This window comes from Vibrio sp. 779(2023) (assembly GCF_033344285.1).
GTDB lineage: Bacteria > Pseudomonadota > Gammaproteobacteria > Enterobacterales > Vibrionaceae > Vibrio > Vibrio alginolyticus.
This window is the reverse complement of sequence record NZ_JAWPOM010000005.1, coordinates 138,049-154,780: the sequence shown is the minus strand read 5'-3', so window position 1 is coordinate 154,780 and position 16,732 is coordinate 138,049. Positions and strand designations below refer to the sequence as shown.

13 protein-coding genes are annotated in these 16,732 nt (G+C 44.3%); 7 read left to right on the top strand and 6 right to left on the bottom strand.

The window, feature by feature from the left end:
* Positions 1 to 30: 30 nt before the first annotated feature.
* Complete coding sequence (locus tag R8O70_RS09105; protein WP_025766898.1) at positions 31 to 987, bottom strand: AEC family transporter; 957 nt, start codon at positions 985 to 987, stop codon at positions 31 to 33.
* Positions 988 to 1,588: 601 nt separating this feature from the next.
* On the opposite strand from R8O70_RS09105, the gene trpS reads away from it, so the two are divergent.
* The gene (trpS, locus tag R8O70_RS09100) at positions 1,589 to 2,611 is read left to right on the top strand and encodes a tryptophan--tRNA ligase (RefSeq protein ID WP_033905067.1); all 1,023 of its coding nucleotides are present in this window, start codon (positions 1,589 to 1,591) and stop codon (positions 2,609 to 2,611) included.
* An 84-nt stretch (positions 2,612 to 2,695) separates the two neighbouring features.
* Here trpS and R8O70_RS09095 read toward each other — a convergent pair whose 3' ends face one another.
* On the bottom strand, positions 2,696 to 3,652 hold the full coding sequence (locus R8O70_RS09095; protein WP_258623629.1) for an ATP-dependent dsDNA exonuclease: 957 nt from the start codon (positions 3,650 to 3,652) through the stop codon (positions 2,696 to 2,698).
* Positions 3,649 to 4,977: a sphingomyelin phosphodiesterase gene (locus R8O70_RS09090; RefSeq protein WP_258623627.1), complete on the bottom strand. Its 1,329-nt coding sequence runs from the start codon at positions 4,975 to 4,977 to the stop codon at positions 3,649 to 3,651. Before R8O70_RS09090 ends, R8O70_RS09095 begins: the two co-directional genes overlap by 4 nt.
* Before the next feature lie 291 nt (positions 4,978 to 5,268).
* Between R8O70_RS09090 and R8O70_RS09085 the strand changes: the two genes are divergently transcribed.
* Positions 5,269 to 5,535, top strand: a complete 267-nt coding sequence (locus tag R8O70_RS09085) for a hypothetical protein (RefSeq protein ID WP_005388970.1) — start codon at positions 5,269 to 5,271, stop codon at positions 5,533 to 5,535.
* 154 nt (positions 5,536 to 5,689) lie between these two features.
* Complete coding sequence (locus R8O70_RS09080) at positions 5,690 to 7,318, top strand: methyl-accepting chemotaxis protein (RefSeq protein WP_213901066.1); 1,629 nt, start codon at positions 5,690 to 5,692, stop codon at positions 7,316 to 7,318.
* Between the two features lie 125 nt (positions 7,319 to 7,443).
* Here the strand turns inward: R8O70_RS09080 and miaE are convergent, their stop codons facing one another.
* Positions 7,444 to 8,214, bottom strand: a complete 771-nt coding sequence (gene miaE / locus R8O70_RS09075) for a tRNA isopentenyl-2-thiomethyl-A-37 hydroxylase MiaE (RefSeq protein ID WP_047100806.1) — start codon at positions 8,212 to 8,214, stop codon at positions 7,444 to 7,446.
* A 97-nt stretch (positions 8,215 to 8,311) separates the two neighbouring features.
* Positions 8,312 to 9,076, bottom strand: a complete 765-nt coding sequence (locus tag R8O70_RS09070; RefSeq protein ID WP_005378247.1) for a hypothetical protein — start codon at positions 9,074 to 9,076, stop codon at positions 8,312 to 8,314.
* Positions 9,077 to 9,389: 313 nt separating this feature from the next.
* On the opposite strand from R8O70_RS09070, the gene cysB reads away from it, so the two are divergent.
* Positions 9,390 to 10,364, top strand: a complete 975-nt coding sequence (cysB, locus tag R8O70_RS09065) for an HTH-type transcriptional regulator CysB (RefSeq protein ID WP_005378244.1) — start codon at positions 9,390 to 9,392, stop codon at positions 10,362 to 10,364.
* 53 nt (positions 10,365 to 10,417) lie between these two features.
* Complete coding sequence (locus R8O70_RS09060) at positions 10,418 to 11,614, top strand: methyltransferase (RefSeq protein WP_258623615.1); 1,197 nt, start codon at positions 10,418 to 10,420, stop codon at positions 11,612 to 11,614.
* Positions 11,615 to 11,707: 93 nt separating this feature from the next.
* Here R8O70_RS09060 and ald read toward each other — a convergent pair whose 3' ends face one another.
* Complete coding sequence (gene ald, locus R8O70_RS09055) at positions 11,708 to 12,832, bottom strand: alanine dehydrogenase (protein ID WP_005378241.1); 1,125 nt, start codon at positions 12,830 to 12,832, stop codon at positions 11,708 to 11,710.
* 156 nt (positions 12,833 to 12,988) lie between these two features.
* On the opposite strand from ald, the gene lrp reads away from it, so the two are divergent.
* Positions 12,989 to 13,483, top strand: a complete 495-nt coding sequence (gene lrp / locus R8O70_RS09050; protein ID WP_005378234.1) for a leucine-responsive transcriptional regulator Lrp — start codon at positions 12,989 to 12,991, stop codon at positions 13,481 to 13,483.
* Positions 13,484 to 13,635: 152 nt separating this feature from the next.
* Positions 13,636 to 16,683 carry a DNA translocase FtsK 4TM domain-containing protein gene (locus tag R8O70_RS09045; protein ID WP_258495762.1) on the top strand — a complete coding sequence of 1,016 codons (3,048 nt, stop codon included), beginning with the start codon at positions 13,636 to 13,638 and terminating at the stop codon, positions 16,681 to 16,683.
* The last annotated feature ends 49 nt before the right edge of the window (positions 16,684 to 16,732 follow it).

Sequence of the window (16,732 nt, the reverse complement as noted above, 5' to 3'; positions counted from 1 at the left end):
GTTTAGCGTCTTTATTTTATCGCGGACCAATTATATTAAGCTGTAGAACTTAAGAAATAGGATGCCCAACGTACAGGTCACGGTAGAAAGCACCGTAGTGAGTGCGATGATATTTGCAGCTAACGTGGCATTGCCTCCCATGGAACGCGCCATGACATAGCTGGCAGCAGCGACTGGAGAGGCGTTCATAAAGAAAAGAATACCTAGCTCAATTCCTCGAAATCCTACTAAGTAAGCTCCCATGGTGATGATGACTGGCGCTACGATGAGCTTGTAACTGCTCGCAAACCAAGATGGACCTTTCTCTTTTCTCATCAAGCTAAAGTCAAGTGAGCCACCCGTACACAACAGCGCCAAAGGCAATGTCATTTTGGACAAGTAGTCTCCTGCGTCAATAACCACATTCGGTACTGGAATAGCGAGTAAATAAAAAGCCATTCCTAGAACAATGGAGATTATGAGTGGATTCCTAGTCAGTGTTCGGCCCATCATCTTTGCTGCTTGCGAGGCAGACGTTGCTCCTTTGGGAGATAAGCAAATTACCGCTTGGACGTTATAAATAAATGTGGTGACCGCGACATAGAGAGCCGCTAACGCCACACCTTGAGAACCATACGCATTGGCAACGTAAGCGATGCCAATAATACCTGTATTTGCTCGGAACCCACCTTGGATGAGAACGCCTTGATCAGGCGATGCTTTGAACAGAAGTTTGACGGAAAGATAGGTGAAAATGAAAAACGAAATACTAGCGATGACGCCGAAATTGACGAATCCACTTGCCGCGGAAAAGTCGTGTTCTGAAGCCACAATGCTGACAAATAACATTGCAGGCAAGGTAACTTGAAACACCAGTTTAGAGCCTACTTCGATAAAATTATCGTTGATTAGACCAAAGCGCTTAAAAAGAACGCCAAGTACCAACATCAAACAGATAGGTCCGGTTATCGACAAAGAGAATTGCAACTGATGTAAAACAGCTTCCATGTAAGTATCCGCAGCAAAAGAAAAAAGTGTTCCTGTTGCCTATTAAGCCACAAACCCGGAGGGTAGGACAGTAACGTGATGAAATTTTCTTCTGTTGTAGGTTCCGGAGTCATTTACACTCCAAGTTATGGACGAGGTCCCAATTTAACAAAGCGGTACTGGTCCTACGTGCGATATGTTGGTTAACTCGTTGTCGTGATGCATCCACATGCGTATTAGATGTGAGGGCTGGTCATCGTAGTTATAGATAGGAGTTCATCAATGAAAAGGAAACACAACAAAACTGTACTGTGTGCGTTTGTCTCTGGTTCGGTATTTGGTGCGGTTTTGGTCATTGCGATGTCTTTACCAATGTAATCCTCTTAATTGGCTGTTGGAACACTCACACTAATTCAGTACAAAACAGATTGAGTTCTGCGGTGTGTGCTGTTAGTTTAAAAAACATGAAAATACACGTTCGCCCTTCATTAACAACCTTCTCTTGGTGGCGCTCTAAATAGAGCGGCGCGGAATACTTACATTCTTAAGCTGCTGGATGGTAGCTAAGAGTGTTTGATCTTTTTATCTCCAGTAGCGATCTATTAAATACTTGGAGACAAATATGAATAGCCATAAAAATACATCTCAGCGTGAAATTATACTTACCGGAGATCGAGCAACAGGTCCATTACACCTCGGGCACTATATTGGTTCATTGCAACAACGAGTCAAATTGCAAACGGAGCACGAGCAAACGATCTTGGTCGCGGACATGCAAGGGTTGACGGATAACGCGCATAATCCATCAAAGGTATCCTCTAATATTCTCAATGTCGTTGCAGATTATTTGGCTGTTGGTATCAACCCCGCTCAAACTACGATCACGTTGCAATCTCAAATTCCAGCGTTAGCCGAGTTGACAATGTATTACAGTAATCTTGTTTCTATCGCACGATTAGAGCGAAACCCCACGGTTAAAAATGAGATTCAAAGTAAAGGCTTTGAACGCTCTATTCCCGCAGGCTTTTTAACGTATCCAATTTCTCAAGCTGCTGATATTACGGGGTTTCATGCGACGCTAGTACCAGTGGGTGATGACCAGCTGCCGATGTTAGAGCAAACTAATGAAATCGTGAGAAAAATAAACCATCTGGGTGGGAAAGAGGTTCTTAGGGAATGCCGTCCATTACTTAGTGATGCACCTCGTTTGCCGAGTACTGATGGCAAAAATAAGATGTCTAAAAGCATGGGGAATGCAATCAACCTAGGGACGTCTGAAAAGGAGATTTCTGCGGCGGTGAAATCTATGTATACCGATCCCAATCATCTGAAAATTGAGGACCCTGGCCAAGTCGAAGGGAATATTGTATTCATCTACCTCGATGCTTTTCATCCTGATAAAAATTATGTCGAACAGCTAAAAGACCATTATCGACGAGGTGGGTTAGGTGATGGTTTGACCAAGAAAGTGTTAGAAGAATGCTTACAAGAGATGCTTCGCCCTATTCGAGAAAAGCGCGCTATGTATTTGAATGATAAAGCGCAGCTGATTGATATTTTAAAACAAGGTAGTGAGCGTTCTCGCGAGAAAACCGAAAAAGTGCTATTTGATGTGAAAGATGTATTTGGTTTAAATTTGTTCTGAATTAAAAGTAGAGAGTTGAACATAAGGCACGACGACTGGTTAGCAACGTGCCTTTTTAAGTTCCCAGTCAGTCAAAGCGCATTGTTAAGAAGAAAAAAATTCACGACGAAAATCCGCGACTTCTTGTTGGTAATAGCTTTGCCATTCCGGTTCTGACAAATGTGAATGGCTAGAGGCTCTTTGCGTTCTTAGCTTGGACTCAAGTTGTTGTAATGCTTGTTGGTAATCTTTGACTTGTTTTTTTTGCTCTGTAATTTGCTGCTGACGAGCATGAATGTTTTTACTTTCTTCTTTCGTTAAGTAAGTTCGTTCTAGCTCTGCGATGATCGCCAAGCGATCTGGTAGGCTCATACTATTAGGAATCAGGGTGACCGCACGCTCATATTTTTCCTGGTTGCTTGTTAGCCCGATAGCACCTGCATGTTCTTGCCAGTCAATGGTGAGTTGCTCGAAAGCTCGCAAAAAGTTATCTGGGCTTTGAGTGTCCAGCTTTTGGGCTTCTAAGTTGAAATCGTACAGCGCGAACTCATCCGCGAAAACAACATCAGCCAATTCTCCCCAGATGCTTCTTGCTTCGTTCTTCAGCTGTGCAATACGCGACGCCAGTGATTGTTGCTTATCAAATAACAAATTTCCTACACTCTCTTGCCATTGGCTGCTGAGCTGAGGGTAGTTCGCCAAAAGCTGGAATCGAGCTGAAGATAAATGCGCCTCAAACAAGGCGATCTGCTCTTCACAACTACGGTTCAACATACACTCATGCCAAAACGTCTCAAGTTCAGCGACAAGTTTCCTGCCTTTGAGTTGAGTTAATCGCTCAGTCGTTATTTGAACTGTGGAAGGGAGGTTAGCTGTTTGTGGTGAAGTATCCGTATCGGGCACGATGCTGCTTGTTTGTGGTGATGTACTGGAGACACTCTGATTTTTTGTCTTAGGGAAAGGAGAGGAAGCGAGCTCTTCTTTTTGAACATCGTGACTGAAAGTTAAAAATATCATGCCCGCCATAATGGCGGACATGATTATCAAAGCGATTTTCTTCATGGCTTGATTGTTGCGCTTACTGGGAAATGGTCAGAAAGGTTATAGTGTTTCCATAAACTCTCTGCGGTTGTGCGCGGCACGTCTACACGGTTGTCATTGAATGATTTCACCCCGTATTCACTACTCACCATAACATAGTCAAGGTATTCCACGTTTTCGCCACCTGATAACGCTTCACCTGCGAAGTTATTGATACGGGGATCAAAGGTTGACTCCGTGTAACCAGAGTAGTGAGGCTCTATGGCACTTAAGTTAGCGATCATTTGTTGGTAGTCACCAGGGAACTTTCTTTTGTTTACGTTAAAGTCGCCGCTGTATACCACAGTTTCGCTCGAAGGAATGTCAAGAGATTGGGCGAGTGTGCGGATTTGTTTGAACTGGCGCTGACGATACTCACGGGCGGTGTCTGTATCGAAAGATGCGGTATGGGTAGCAAACACATGGTAAGCCTGACCACCTTTAATTATTTCCGCATAATTTACGCCTTTATCGGCAAAGCAGTCTGTACCAGAGCAATCGGGAAAGACATATTGCGCTTCGTTCACGATAGGGTAGCGACTAACTATGATTACGCCACCATCATGAATATTAACGCCTTCTTTATCTAACATCTTTGTTTGGTAAGGATATTCCTTGGCTAACTCACGTAAGAATGCTTCACGGCCGCTGGCAAACACCTCTTGCAGCGCCAAAACATCGTAACCTTTTACATGTTGAGGAATCAGTTCGTAACGATCTCCAATGTGCGATGCAATAGCCGTCAACGCCCAGATGTTATAAGTCATCAACTTAAGGTTTTGTTCTTCGTTGTCGACAGACTCCGCTACCTTGCTTGGCGTGATGGTGTAGTAAAGATCATCATATCGAGCGGTACTGTCTGACTTAAATGCCAGTTCGGTTTCTCTCGTACCAAAAGCGTTAGTGTTGGCACGATGAATGTTACGATCATCTTTGAGAGATAACTCGACATCGGCTGCGGATAAGCCGTATTCAATGGTCGAATTGTACCAATGGCCTTCCATTATTTGATTGAGTGTTATGCTTTCACCTTCGGGGCTAGAAACCACAGTTTCAAAACGGTAAGTTTGATTTGATTTCACGCCCTCCCAGCGGTTGAAGCTTAATACAGATTTAGTTTCCCACGGACCAAGTACCTGCACATGTTGTTGCCACTCTTCTCCGTATTGAAGCAAATCACTGCCTTCATGTTTTACTTGAATAGTTAACGGTTGATCAGAGTTATTCGTTAGGTAAACGTCGGTATCTGCAATGCTGGGTAACGCTATCAAGCTACTTACTAAAAGGCTCCACTGCGAAAATTTCATCTTATTTTTCCATCATTTGAACTAGAGCAATCATTCTTGTTTATAAATGTTACTTGCACGTTAAATATGGATGACATCTAAGTCAGTGCTGAAAATTGTTATCAGAATGTGATCTTTATTCAATGGTGAGGGTGGAGGTATTGAGTGTGTTGCCGTTGAAGCGGTGGAAAATAATACCAACAGTCAACGAATTGCATTCACTGCAATCAAGCTGTCATCTTTGCTCTATAAGTTGTGCGGCGTCATTCATCTAGCCATATGGCTAGAACTCAAATTGATAGATGGAGCACCATGGCTAGAGCAGTAAATCCAACCGATGAAACCATCATTAAATTGTTACAAGAGCAAGGTCTGATTAGAAGTGAAGCAGAAGCGCGTTTAAAGAAAGAGGTGTACCGCTTGCAGCCTAATGAGATAGCAAAAGTAAAAAATTATGCCCAGCATTTTGGGATAAACGCGAAAGAAAAGCTCATCGATGAGATCTTGGATCTGCGCCGAGAAGCGCTCATGAAAAGATGTAGACACAATACGGAGCATACGAGCCTATCTCTAAAATAGCATGTGATAAAACTATCAATTACTGGTCAAGATTTGATCTCTCAAGCCGATGTATATAAGAGCGTTCAATGATATCGAGCGCAAAAACAGTGTGTTTTAGAGGTTAAGCTTTCACTTAAGTGAGAGGTTTGGAAAGGCTGCGGGGAGAAAGTGCATGCGTATTAAAGACTTAAGTGTCGTAAAGAAAATATCGGTTAGTTATTTAACCGTTTTTGCCGTGTTTGGTTTAGTGTCAGTAATGTTGGTGCAAGGTTTGTTAACACTGAATAAAGACATCTCAGTGTTAACAGATAAAAGTTTACCTTCTGTTGCGATTTTGAAAGGTATCCAAGTTGATATTACTAAAGTGCGTAAAGATGAGTTCTCTTTATTGCCAAACGCAAATCACCCCAAAATTGGTGAGTGGTTAAAAGGCCTCGACCAATGGCGTTCTGATGTGCAGGCTGGTATTGCAGAATACGAAAAGCTCGACCTTAATAAGCGTGAAACGCAGTCTTTTAGCGTTTTTAAAGAAACTTGGAATCAATACATCAAAGAAACGAAGACTTACAACGCACTGCTAAGCCAAGGTGATGCTGAAAGTGCAAATGATGTGATTTTATCGAGTTTCGATACCTACTCAAAAGCGTTGAGCAGCTTGGATGATACCCTCGCGTTGAACGATGAGTTGGTGAATTTGATTGGTGAAGAAGTACAAAGTGAAGCGGCATTTACACAATACAGCGCTGCTGTTGGTGCGCTCGTCGTCGCATTGGTCATGGTAATGTCTGCCATGTTGCTTTCTCGAGTCATTTGCGGGCCTGTTGATCGAGCACTGGAATTCGCTTCCAAAATCGCCAAGGGTCAATTGAATAATCAAATCGACGAAAGCGAATTGAGCAAAGACGAGTTAGGAATGCTGCTCAAAGAGCTTGTCGGTATGCAAACAAACTTACATTCGTTGGTTTCTGAGATTAATGACTCAACGATTCAGCTAACGGCAGCAGTAGAGGAAGTGAGTGCTATTTCTTCTCAGACCGCCTCTGGTATGCAAAATCAACAAATTGAACTTAGCTCGGTGGCTTCTGCGATGACAGAAATGCAAGCTGCTGTAAGTGAAGTGGCACAAAATACCGAAGTTGGCGCAACCTCTGCTTATTCGGCTGCGGAAGTGGCAAAGCAAGGAACGGCGACGTTAAAACAAACTATCGCAGTAATTGAGCGTGTATCACATACGATCCAAGAGTCAGATGAACTGGCACGTGAGCTTGAATCGAGCTCAAACAATATCAATGTGGTCGTCGATGTGATCCGCGGGATTGCGGAGCAAACAAACTTGTTAGCACTGAACGCCGCAATTGAAGCCGCTCGGGCAGGTGAACAAGGACGTGGGTTTGCTGTTGTGGCAGATGAGGTTCGTTCTCTGGCGCAACGCACTCAAGACTCCACTTCACAAATTGTGGAAATTGTTAATCAACTACAAGAGAGCAGCAGTAAAATAGGGCATTCAAGCCGTGATTGTCAGGAGGGTATTTCTCAGTGTGTTGAGCAAGTTAATGACGCTGATAGCCAGATAAAAGAAATTGAACATTCTGTCGATAACATAGCGCAAATGAGCACACAAATCGCAACGGCGTGCAGTGAGCAGAATTCTGTATCCGAAGAGCTGAATCGCAGTGTGGAGCATATTAATAGTGCTTCAACAGAGATGGCTGAGGGAGCTTCACAAACGGCTGTGGCTTGTCAGCAGATCAGTAGCCTAGCGCACAACTTGAAAACTCGAATGGGTTCATTCCAGCTCTAGTTGTTGTGTTTCAGCTTTATTCCTAACCTCATTGCTACAATAAATAAGCCGGACGGAGTGTCCGGCTTATTTATTCTCTGTCTATATAAGTTCAGAGTATGCTCAACCTTGGGAGAATATGCTCGCTAGGCTGGAATACCACTGTGAAACTTAAAATCTGTATCTGGCGTAGAAATTAAATCTGCCTCGATACGTCCAAAGTAGGCGATGCGCTCGCTGATATCTTTGCCTGCGATTTGCTCCGCTAATACAAGATAATCCTGGTAATGGCGTGCTTCTGAACGTAATAAAGAAATGTAGAACTTTGCGATATCGTCATCCATATGTGGTGCTAGTTTGGCAAAACGCTCACAAGATCGGGCTTCGATGTACGCACCAATGATGAGTTTATCGATCAGCGTTTCCGGCTCATGAGTCTTCATATGCGAAATCAGTCCTTTAGCATAGCGACTTGCTGGAATATTTTTATACTCAATTCCACGACTTTCCATGATCTCTAAAACTTGATAAAAGTGGTGTAACTCCTCTTTTATCAAAAGCACCATCTTATCGATCAAATCTTGGCTGTATGGTGAGTCGGACTTAGCCATGATTGCCTTGGAAATATTGCTCTTGCCTTTTAAAGTTTCCAATGAGCCTACGTTACGGTAAGCAAAATCTTCGTAGGGCTTAAACCAGTCAAGTAGAGCATGTGAACTGGATTGGTCAACGGCATACTTACGAATTAAAAACATGGCAGATTGGCCAGCTTTTAGTTCGCACAGTAGGTGGTCTAACAAAATGGTTTGAAGGTTCTCTGGTTTCTTTGCTTCCTCTACCCATTCATCAGGTGTACTGCATTGCAGAAATTGGTTAATGGGAGCAAGAAGATCTTGATAGGCGTCTAGATTCATCATTTTAGTTTTAGTACTTCACATTTTTATTGGGCATATCCGTTGTCTTGCGGATAGAAAAAAGGCTGCAATTGCAGCCTTTCTTGACCTGAAGTGAATGTTACCACTTTTTCTTCTCGCCGAAGAGTGCTTCCATGTCATTGTCACGCTCTTTGTCAGCAATCTGCTGCATTTCGGCATCGCTTTTATCTTGGCGCTTTTTATCTAAGTCACCCAACATCTCTTCAAGCTTTTGTTTCGCTTGAATAGAATAAGGATCGCTCTTAGTGCTCAAAGCATCGATACCTTTACGCAGCAGTTGAAGCGCGGTGCCTGGTTGGCCACGAGCGATAGAGTCGTTTGCTCTTTTGATGACATTTTCAATGTTGATGCGAATTTGCATCGTTTCCAAGCGCGCATTTTCGGTGACGTAAGTCTGGGTATCCAATCGGCCTTTGTTGTGCTCGTTACGGATAGTGTCGCGAAGTCGTTTAACCAGCTTAAGCATGACGATAGCTTGTTTATCACTACTCGGCATCTTGAAAGTGGTACTCTCGCCAGTAGGGCCATTCTCTTTTAGCTGCGTAATCTGCTGCTTCATATTTTCGATACGTTGAGCAAGTTGCTTGTTCTTCGGGTCCAGCTCATGCATGCTCTCTAGCGCGTCAAGAATACGATTGTTTAGACACAGCAACAGCTCTTTACTAAAAGGGATATGGTGCGCATGACCAATCAACTCTTCAGTACCATCTATCAAGGCTACATATCGCGCTGATTCCTGCCTTTTTGCGGTTTCAACTTTAACCTTATATTGCAACATAATGTTATAGCCTAGGATTAACACCAGTAGGATGGCTACCAAAGCGATTATTAAACCAATATTCATATCTTTGCGTCTGCTTTACTTTTCTGCGGCTAGCGTTAAAGAATACATGAATCTTATCTTACTCGGCACCTTATTTGTTTGATTATTTTGTCTCTCCCACGTTTTAGTTACTGATAGAAGTCACATCATAGAACTTCGGTCATTTATTGGCTCAACTTTGTGCATATTGTTTCTTGCTTGAAGATTATTAGTATGTGATTGAGGTATAAGTTAGAAATTGCTGTTCATTTCGATTTGAACGCGTTATAACTAATTATTATATCGCTCGCTTGAGTGGCCAATAAACTCTCTCATGAATAAGTAAGGGATTACGATGAAACTGCAGCAGCTGAAGTATATTGTTGAGGTTGTAAACCATAATCTGAATGTATCTGCAACGGCGGAAAGCTTATATACCTCTCAGCCAGGTATCAGTAAACAGGTTCGGTTGCTGGAAGACGAGTTAGGCATTCAGATTTTTGAACGTAGCGGTAAGCACTTAACGCAAGTGACGCCAGCTGGAGAAGAAATTGTACGTATCTCTCAAGAAATTCTCGCTCGTGTAGAAAGTATCAAAGCGGTGGCTGGAGAGCACACCCATCCAGAAATGGGGACGCTGAATATCACCACGACACATACGCAGGCTCGTTATGCACTGCCAGATGTCATCAAAGGTTTTACTTCTCGTTATCCAAAAGTGTCGTTACACATGCACCAAGGTACACCGTCACAAATGTCTGAGGCGATAGCTAAAGGCACAGCGAATTTTGCGATTGCGACAGAAGCGCTTCACTTATATCAAGATGCCATCATGTTGCCTTGTTATCACTGGAATCGTTCAATAGTTGTGCCTAAAGACCACCCACTAGCGAAGAAAGACAAAGTAACGATCAGTGATCTTGCCGCTTACCCATTAGTCACTTACGTGTTCGGTTTTACTGGCCGTTCAGAGCTGGATACAGCATTCAACCGCGAAGGTTTAACCCCGCGAGTGGTGTTCACTGCAACTGATGCAGACGTCATTAAAACTTACGTTCGTATGGGTATTGGTGTGGGTGTGATTGCAAGCATGGCTGTGGATGAAGAGCAGGACGGTGACTTGATTGCAATAGATGCGAGCCATTTGTTTGGCGCGAGCACCACGAGCATCGGCTTCCGCCGTGGTACATTCTTACGCTCTTACATGTTCGATTTTATGGAGCGTTTTGCACCGCACTTGACGCGTCCAGTGGTTGAGCAGGCGATTTCGTTGAAGTCTAATGCAGAAATCGAAGAGATGTTTAAAGACATCGATCTTCCGGTCAGATAACACTTCATTGATGTTTCGATTCCCTCTACAATGCGCTCGTTGTAGGGGGAGCTATGAAAACGCAATTTCAATTTATTAATGACTGCTTAATCGAAAACCAATCTTTGTGGCGATTCGAGCCTTTTAAAAGCAGCATTCACACATCATTACCTTGGCAGGAGCAACATCCTCGACTGTGCCAATGGCTAGCGTCTCTTACTCCCTCTCAAATCGAAGAATACAAAGCAGCACCAGAACTCGCGTTAAAAGCACTTAGTCCGTTTTTGCCTGAGCTTGAACAACTCGCAGAACCGACTCATTTAGAGCTTTTGTCGTTAAACGGCTTGGAACTCGCTCGTGGTTTAGATAACGGTATTCCGGGACGTAAGTTGGAGCAAATTAGCTCGATGGGTGAAGCTGCAATTCAACAACACTGTGGCGAAGAATGGCTAGAATGGTGCTCAGGTAAAGGTTACTTGGGGCGAATCCTGACAACGCAAACCGATCAGCCTGTAACCAGCTTTGAATACCAACAAGCACTGTGCGATTCGGGGCAACAAGCAGCCAATGAACATCATTGGAAGATGACGTTTATTCAAGGCGACGCGTTTGATAGCAAAGCGAAAGCCGTGTTTAAGCCAACGCAACACGCAGTAGCACTGCATGCATGCGGTGACCTTCACGTTCGTCTAATGCAGTACGGCAGTGAAAATGGGATTGCTGCGATGACCATATCACCTTGTTGTTACCACTTGATTCAGTCGGAACAATACCAGCCGATGTCGGAATCGGGCAGGGCTTCTTCTCTCTCATTGTCTAAGCAAGAACTGCGTATCCCATTACAACAAACGGTGACGGGAGGAGAGCGCGTGCGTCGTCATCGTCAGCAGGAAATGATGTTTCGTCTTGGGTTTGATTTGATCACGCGACAAGCTTTGGGAATGGCAGAGTATCAGCCTGTGCCGAGTATCCGTAAGTCGCAATTAAGTGATGGTTTTGAAGCCTTATGTCGCTGGGCAGCGGAGCAAAAAGGCATTGTTCTTCCTCAAGAAATCGATTTCTCTCATTTTGAAAAGTTAAGCGAACAACGCTTCTGGCAAATGGAGAGAATGAGCTTAGTGCAACTTGTTTTTCAACGTCCGTTGGAGATCTGGCTCGCATTAGACAAAGTGCTTTATCTTGAAGAACGTGGTTACCGTGTTAGATTGTCAGAGTTTTGCCCTAAATCGGTCACGCCTAGAAATATTTTAATTTGTGCATATAAGATTTAGTTATTCTTTATAGCCAAACGCTCTATATGAAAAAGCCCACTTATGAGTGGGCTTTTGTAAACAAAACGTGACAAGTTATGTTTTATTTTGTCATTAATTAAACATAGCGATAGCTTGAGTTGGTTCAACGTATTCCAAGTCAAAGCTTTCTGCTACTTCTTTACACGTTACTTTTCCGTGAATAACGTTTAGACCTTCAAGGAAGCCTTTATCTTCTAGAAGTGCTTCGCGGTAGCCTTTATTTGCTAACTTCACGATGTATGGAAGTGTAGCGTTGTTGAGTGCAAATGTTGAAGTGCGAGCAACTGCGCCAGGCATATTTGCTACACAGTAGTGAACCACTTCATCAACGATGTAAGTTGGATCTGCGTGAGTTGTCGCGTGTGAAGTTTCGAAACAACCGCCTTGGTCAATTGCCACGTCAACCACTGCTGCACCAGGCTTCATCTTAGCAATGTGCTCTTTAGTGACCAGTTTAGGTGCTGCTGCGCCAGGAATTAGAACGGCACCGATAACCAGGTCCGCTTCTAGAACATGCTTCTCGATAGCGTCTTCAGTAGAATAAACCACTTTTGCGCGACCTTGGAATTCTTCGTCAAGCTTACGAAGTGTGTCTACGTTACGGTCTAGAATAGTGACGTCAGCGCGAAGGCCAACCGCCATACGAGCAGCGTTTGCACCAACAACGCCACCACCAACGATAACGACTTTTGCAGGTTCAACACCAGGTACGCCGCCTAGGAGTAGACCACGACCGCCGTGCGATTTTTCCAACGTTTGCGCGCCAGCTTGGATAGACATCCGACCTGCCACTTCTGACATTGGTGCTAACAGTGGCAAACGACCCATATTATCTGTTACAGTCTCATAGGCTATACAGACAGCTTTGCTCTTGATTAGCTCATCAGTTTGTGGAAAATCTGGTGCTAGGTGTAAATAAGTAAATAAAATTTGCCCTTCGCGGAGCATTGCTCTCTCTACTGCTTGGGGTTCTTTTACTTTTACAATCATGTCTGCTTGCGCAAATACGTCAGCAGCATGAGGGAGAATGGATGCGCCGACAGCGATGTAATCATCGTCTGAAAAACCAATGCCGGCACCTGCATTGGTCTCAACTAAAACTTGGTGACCATGTGAGATGAGTTCTCTCACGCTAGCTGGGATCATACCAACACGATATTCGTGATTCTTGATTTCCTTAGGTACGCCAATGATCATCCTGTATCCTCTTTCTATAATGGTTGTATTAACTGTTAGTAGGGTGTTATTGTCGAATTAATAACTAGTATAGTTATAGATTTGTAAAATTTGGCACCAAATATTAAAAAGTTGTAGTATATTTTTTTGCAAGGAAGTAATAAGGTGGAATAAAAAATGGCAGACAACTATAAAAAGCCGTCCAAGGAACTAGACCGTATCGACCGCAACATTCTTAATGAGCTGCAGAAAGACGGTCGTATTTCAAACGTTGAGCTTTCAAAACGTGTGGGACTTTCTCCAACGCCATGTTTGGAGCGTGTACGTCGCTTAGAGCGTCAGGGTTATATCACAGGGTATACTGCATTATTGAATCCGCAGTTCCTGGATGCATCACTATTAGTATTCGTTGAGATTACGCTAAACCGTGGTGCGCCGGATGTGTTTGAGCAGTTTAACTCAGCTGTTCAAAAGCTAGACGACATACAAGAGTGTCATCTTGTTTCAGGTGACTTTGACTATCTTCTTAAAACCCGTGTATCAGATATGGGTGCTTACCGCCGACTATTGGGCGATACGTTACTACGTCTACCTGGCGTAAATGACACTCGCACATACGTTGTTATGGAAGAAGTGAAACAATCTAACCAGCTTGTGATCAAAACTCGTTAATTTCTTGCAAAGAAAGCGGTATATGCTTCCGCTTTCGCCAGAGAGTAATTGGGTTTTTCTCCTTGATATGGTTAAATCAATTTACCGAGCGGCTTGATGCCGCTCGGAATGTTTTGCAATTTCCTATTTCATTTCCATATTCAAGTTGATTTATGTTCAAAGAGAACGCAAAGAAAGTCGAAACCATTATCAAAACCAGTGAAGAGCCCCAGTCTTCACGCTTAAATGGCTTCCAACGCTTAAAAGAGTGCTGCTTTATCGTTGGCGTTCTTAGCTCGGTATTGCTTGCGGTTGCACTATTTACCTTCAGTCCGGCCGATCCTTCTTGGTCCCAAACCGCATGGGGAGGGGATATCGATAATGCTGGTGGCCTTTTCGGCGCTTGGCTAGCCGATACTCTATTCTTCACATTTGGCTCTCTCGCTTACCCAATCCCTTTCTTGCTAGCGGCTGCTGCATGGGTGATTTGCCGTAAACGGGGAGAAGATGAGCCCATTGATTTCATGCTATGGGGTACAAGGCTGCTCGGTCTTGTCGTCCTTATTATGACCAGTTGCGGTCTTGCCGATATTAATTTTGATGACATTTGGTATTTTTCATCCGGAGGTGTGGTCGGGGATGTGTTGTCTAGCCTCGCTTTACCTACATTGAATGTACTCGGTACCACATTGGTACTGCTGTTCTTGTGGGGAGCGGGCTTTACGCTCTTCACTGGCATCTCATGGCTTAACATCGTGGAATGGCTTGGTGATCGTGCATTAGCACTAATTGCCGCGCTTGCAAATAAGGCAAGAGGTTCAGAGCAGGAAGTTTTAGAACCTCAGCTTGATGAGTTTGTAGAAGACAAAGTCTCTACGCCTAAACATAATGTAGACCATGAAATTGATGATGAGCCGCTTCCTCATTTAACGGCGTACGATGTCGATGAACCGAAAGGGCCGGCGCCAACGCATGAGTATCCTATTTATATGCCGCAAGCTAAACCTGATAAGCCTGCGGAACAGGCGATGGTAGAACCGACGCCACCACAACGCAAGGCTACGGTTAATGCTGCGCCAGTTTATGCTGAACCTGAGCCTCAAACACAACCTATCCATACGGTTAACACGGATAACGTTGATCCGCTCTTGGAACGCACCAAGCAACTGAATGTTACGATAGAAGAGCTTGAAGCAGCGGCGCAACAAGCAGATGACTGGGGAACTGAAGAACAGGCAGCACCATCATTTGCAGACACTTACTCTTCCTATGTAGAGCCACATACAGCTACAGAAGAACCGATCAGTGTTGAACCAGATTATGCGGAGTACGAACAATTTGAAGCAGAGCAAGTACAGCCGCCAAGTATTGAGCATCCTGTACATGAAGGGCCTGCAATTGATTCTGCTGTATTAGATAGCATCACGGCGCAAACAGAGTCGAGCCAACATATTGAGCCTACGATCTCTGACTTTGATGTGTTAGATGATGAAGATGAAGTGGAGTCTCAGCCTGTACAGCAAGTACAGCCAACAATGCCTCATCAGCAAGCAGCAACACCTTCAACAACATTTGAACCTGCACCTCAAAAAGTGGAAGTAGAAGAGGTCCAAGACAACGACCAAGACGTTACCGCATTCCAAGATATGGTTTCCAATGCGCAAGCCAAAGTCGCTGCAACACAGAACCCATTTTTGGTACAGAAAGAAGAAAACTTGCCAGTTCCGGAAGAGCCACTCCCAACGCTCGAGTTGCTTTATCATCCAGAAAAACGTGAAAACTTTATCGACCGTGATGCGCTAGAGCAGGTCGCTCGATTGGTAGAGAGCAAACTCGCTGACTACAAAATCAAAGCCGATGTGGTTGGTATTTATCCTGGTCCAGTGATCACTCGTTTTGAGCTTGATTTGGCGCCGGGGGTGAAAGTAAGTCGTATTTCTGGTCTTTCAACTGACTTAGCGCGTGCATTGTCTGCGATGGCGGTACGTGTTGTGGAAGTAATCCCTGGCAAGCCTTACATCGGTTTGGAACTGCCAAACATGAGTCGTCAGACGGTCTATTTATCTGATGTCATCAGTAGCCCTCAGTTTGAGCAAGCAACGTCACCAACAACGGTTGTGTTAGGTCAAGACATTGCGGGCGAAGCTGTGGTGGCAGATCTTGCGAAGATGCCTCACGTGTTAGTAGCAGGTACAACAGGTTCTGGTAAGTCGGTGGGTGTGAACGTGATGATTTTGAGCATGCTGTACAAAGCAGGTCCAGAAGATGTACGCTTCATCATGATTGACCCGAAAATGCTAGAGCTTTCTATTTATGAAGGTATCCCTCATCTTCTTTCTGAAGTTGTGACTGATATGAAAGACGCATCAAATGCTCTACGTTGGTGTGTGGGCGAGATGGAACGTCGTTACAAATTGATGTCGGCATTAGGTGTACGTAATGTGAAGGGCTTCAACGAAAAATTGAAGATGGCAGCAGAAGCGGGCCACCCAATCCATGACCCGTTCTGGCAGGAAGGCGACAGCATGGATACTGAACCGCCATTGCTAGAAAAGCTGCCTTACATCGTCGTTGTTGTTGACGAATTTGCTGACCTAATGATGGTGGTAGGCAAGAAAGTTGAAGAACTGATTGCTCGCTTGGCGCAAAAAGCGCGTGCGGCAGGTATTCACTTAATTCTTGCGACTCAGCGTCCATCGGTTGACGTAATTACCGGTCTAATTAAAGCGAACATTCCAACTCGTGTTGCGTTTACGGTATCGACTAAAACGGACTCTCGTACAATCCTAGATCAAGGCGGCGCAGAATCACTACTTGGTATGGGTGATATGTTGTATCTACCGCCGGGATCAAGTCATACAACTCGTGTTCACGGTGCATTTGCATCAGATGATGATGTTCATGCAGTTGTAAACAACTGGAAAGCGCGTGGTAAACCGAACTACATTGAAGAGATCATCAGTGGAGATCAAACTCCAGAAAGTCTATTGCCAGGTGAGCAAATGGAAGCGGATGAAGATGTAGACCCGCTCTTCGATCAAGTTGTTGAGCACGTGGTTCAATCACGTCGAGGTTCGGTTTCCGGTGTTCAGCGCCGATTTAAGATAGGTTACAACCGTGCCGCCCGTATTGTAGAGCAGCTTGAAGCGCAGGGCATCGTAAGTGCTCCGGGTCATAACGGTAACCGTGAAGTACTGGCACCTGCGCCACCAAAAGATTAATGAACTTGTTTTACTCACCTCAGTCCAACTGAGGTGAGTGGTTCTAATA

Bases quoted from the DNA above. Each gene is read 5' to 3' on its own strand.
- lrp (WP_005378234.1), top strand. From the start codon at position 12,989: ATGGCAGACAACTATAAAAAGCCGTCCAAGGAACTAGACCGTATCGAC.
- R8O70_RS09090 (WP_258623627.1), bottom strand. From the start codon at position 4,977: ATGAAATTTTCGCAGTGGAGCCTTTTAGTAAGTAGCTTGATAGCGTTA.
- R8O70_RS09085 (WP_005388970.1), top strand. From the start codon at position 5,269: ATGGCTAGAGCAGTAAATCCAACCGATGAAACCATCATTAAATTGTTA.
- R8O70_RS09080 (WP_213901066.1), top strand. From the start codon at position 5,690: ATGCGTATTAAAGACTTAAGTGTCGTAAAGAAAATATCGGTTAGTTAT.
- R8O70_RS09095 (WP_258623629.1), bottom strand. From the start codon at position 3,652: ATGAAGAAAATCGCTTTGATAATCATGTCCGCCATTATGGCGGGCATG.
- R8O70_RS09060 (WP_258623615.1), top strand. From the start codon at position 10,418: ATGAAAACGCAATTTCAATTTATTAATGACTGCTTAATCGAAAACCAA.
- R8O70_RS09105 (WP_025766898.1), bottom strand. From the start codon at position 987: ATGGAAGCTGTTTTACATCAGTTGCAATTCTCTTTGTCGATAACCGGA.
- cysB (WP_005378244.1), top strand. From the start codon at position 9,390: ATGAAACTGCAGCAGCTGAAGTATATTGTTGAGGTTGTAAACCATAAT.
- ald (WP_005378241.1), bottom strand. From the start codon at position 12,832: ATGATCATTGGCGTACCTAAGGAAATCAAGAATCACGAATATCGTGTT.
- trpS (WP_033905067.1), top strand. From the start codon at position 1,589: ATGAATAGCCATAAAAATACATCTCAGCGTGAAATTATACTTACCGGA.
- R8O70_RS09070 (WP_005378247.1), bottom strand. From the start codon at position 9,076: ATGAATATTGGTTTAATAATCGCTTTGGTAGCCATCCTACTGGTGTTA.
- R8O70_RS09045 (WP_258495762.1), top strand. From the start codon at position 13,636: ATGTTCAAAGAGAACGCAAAGAAAGTCGAAACCATTATCAAAACCAGT.
- miaE (WP_047100806.1), bottom strand. From the start codon at position 8,214: ATGATGAATCTAGACGCCTATCAAGATCTTCTTGCTCCCATTAACCAA.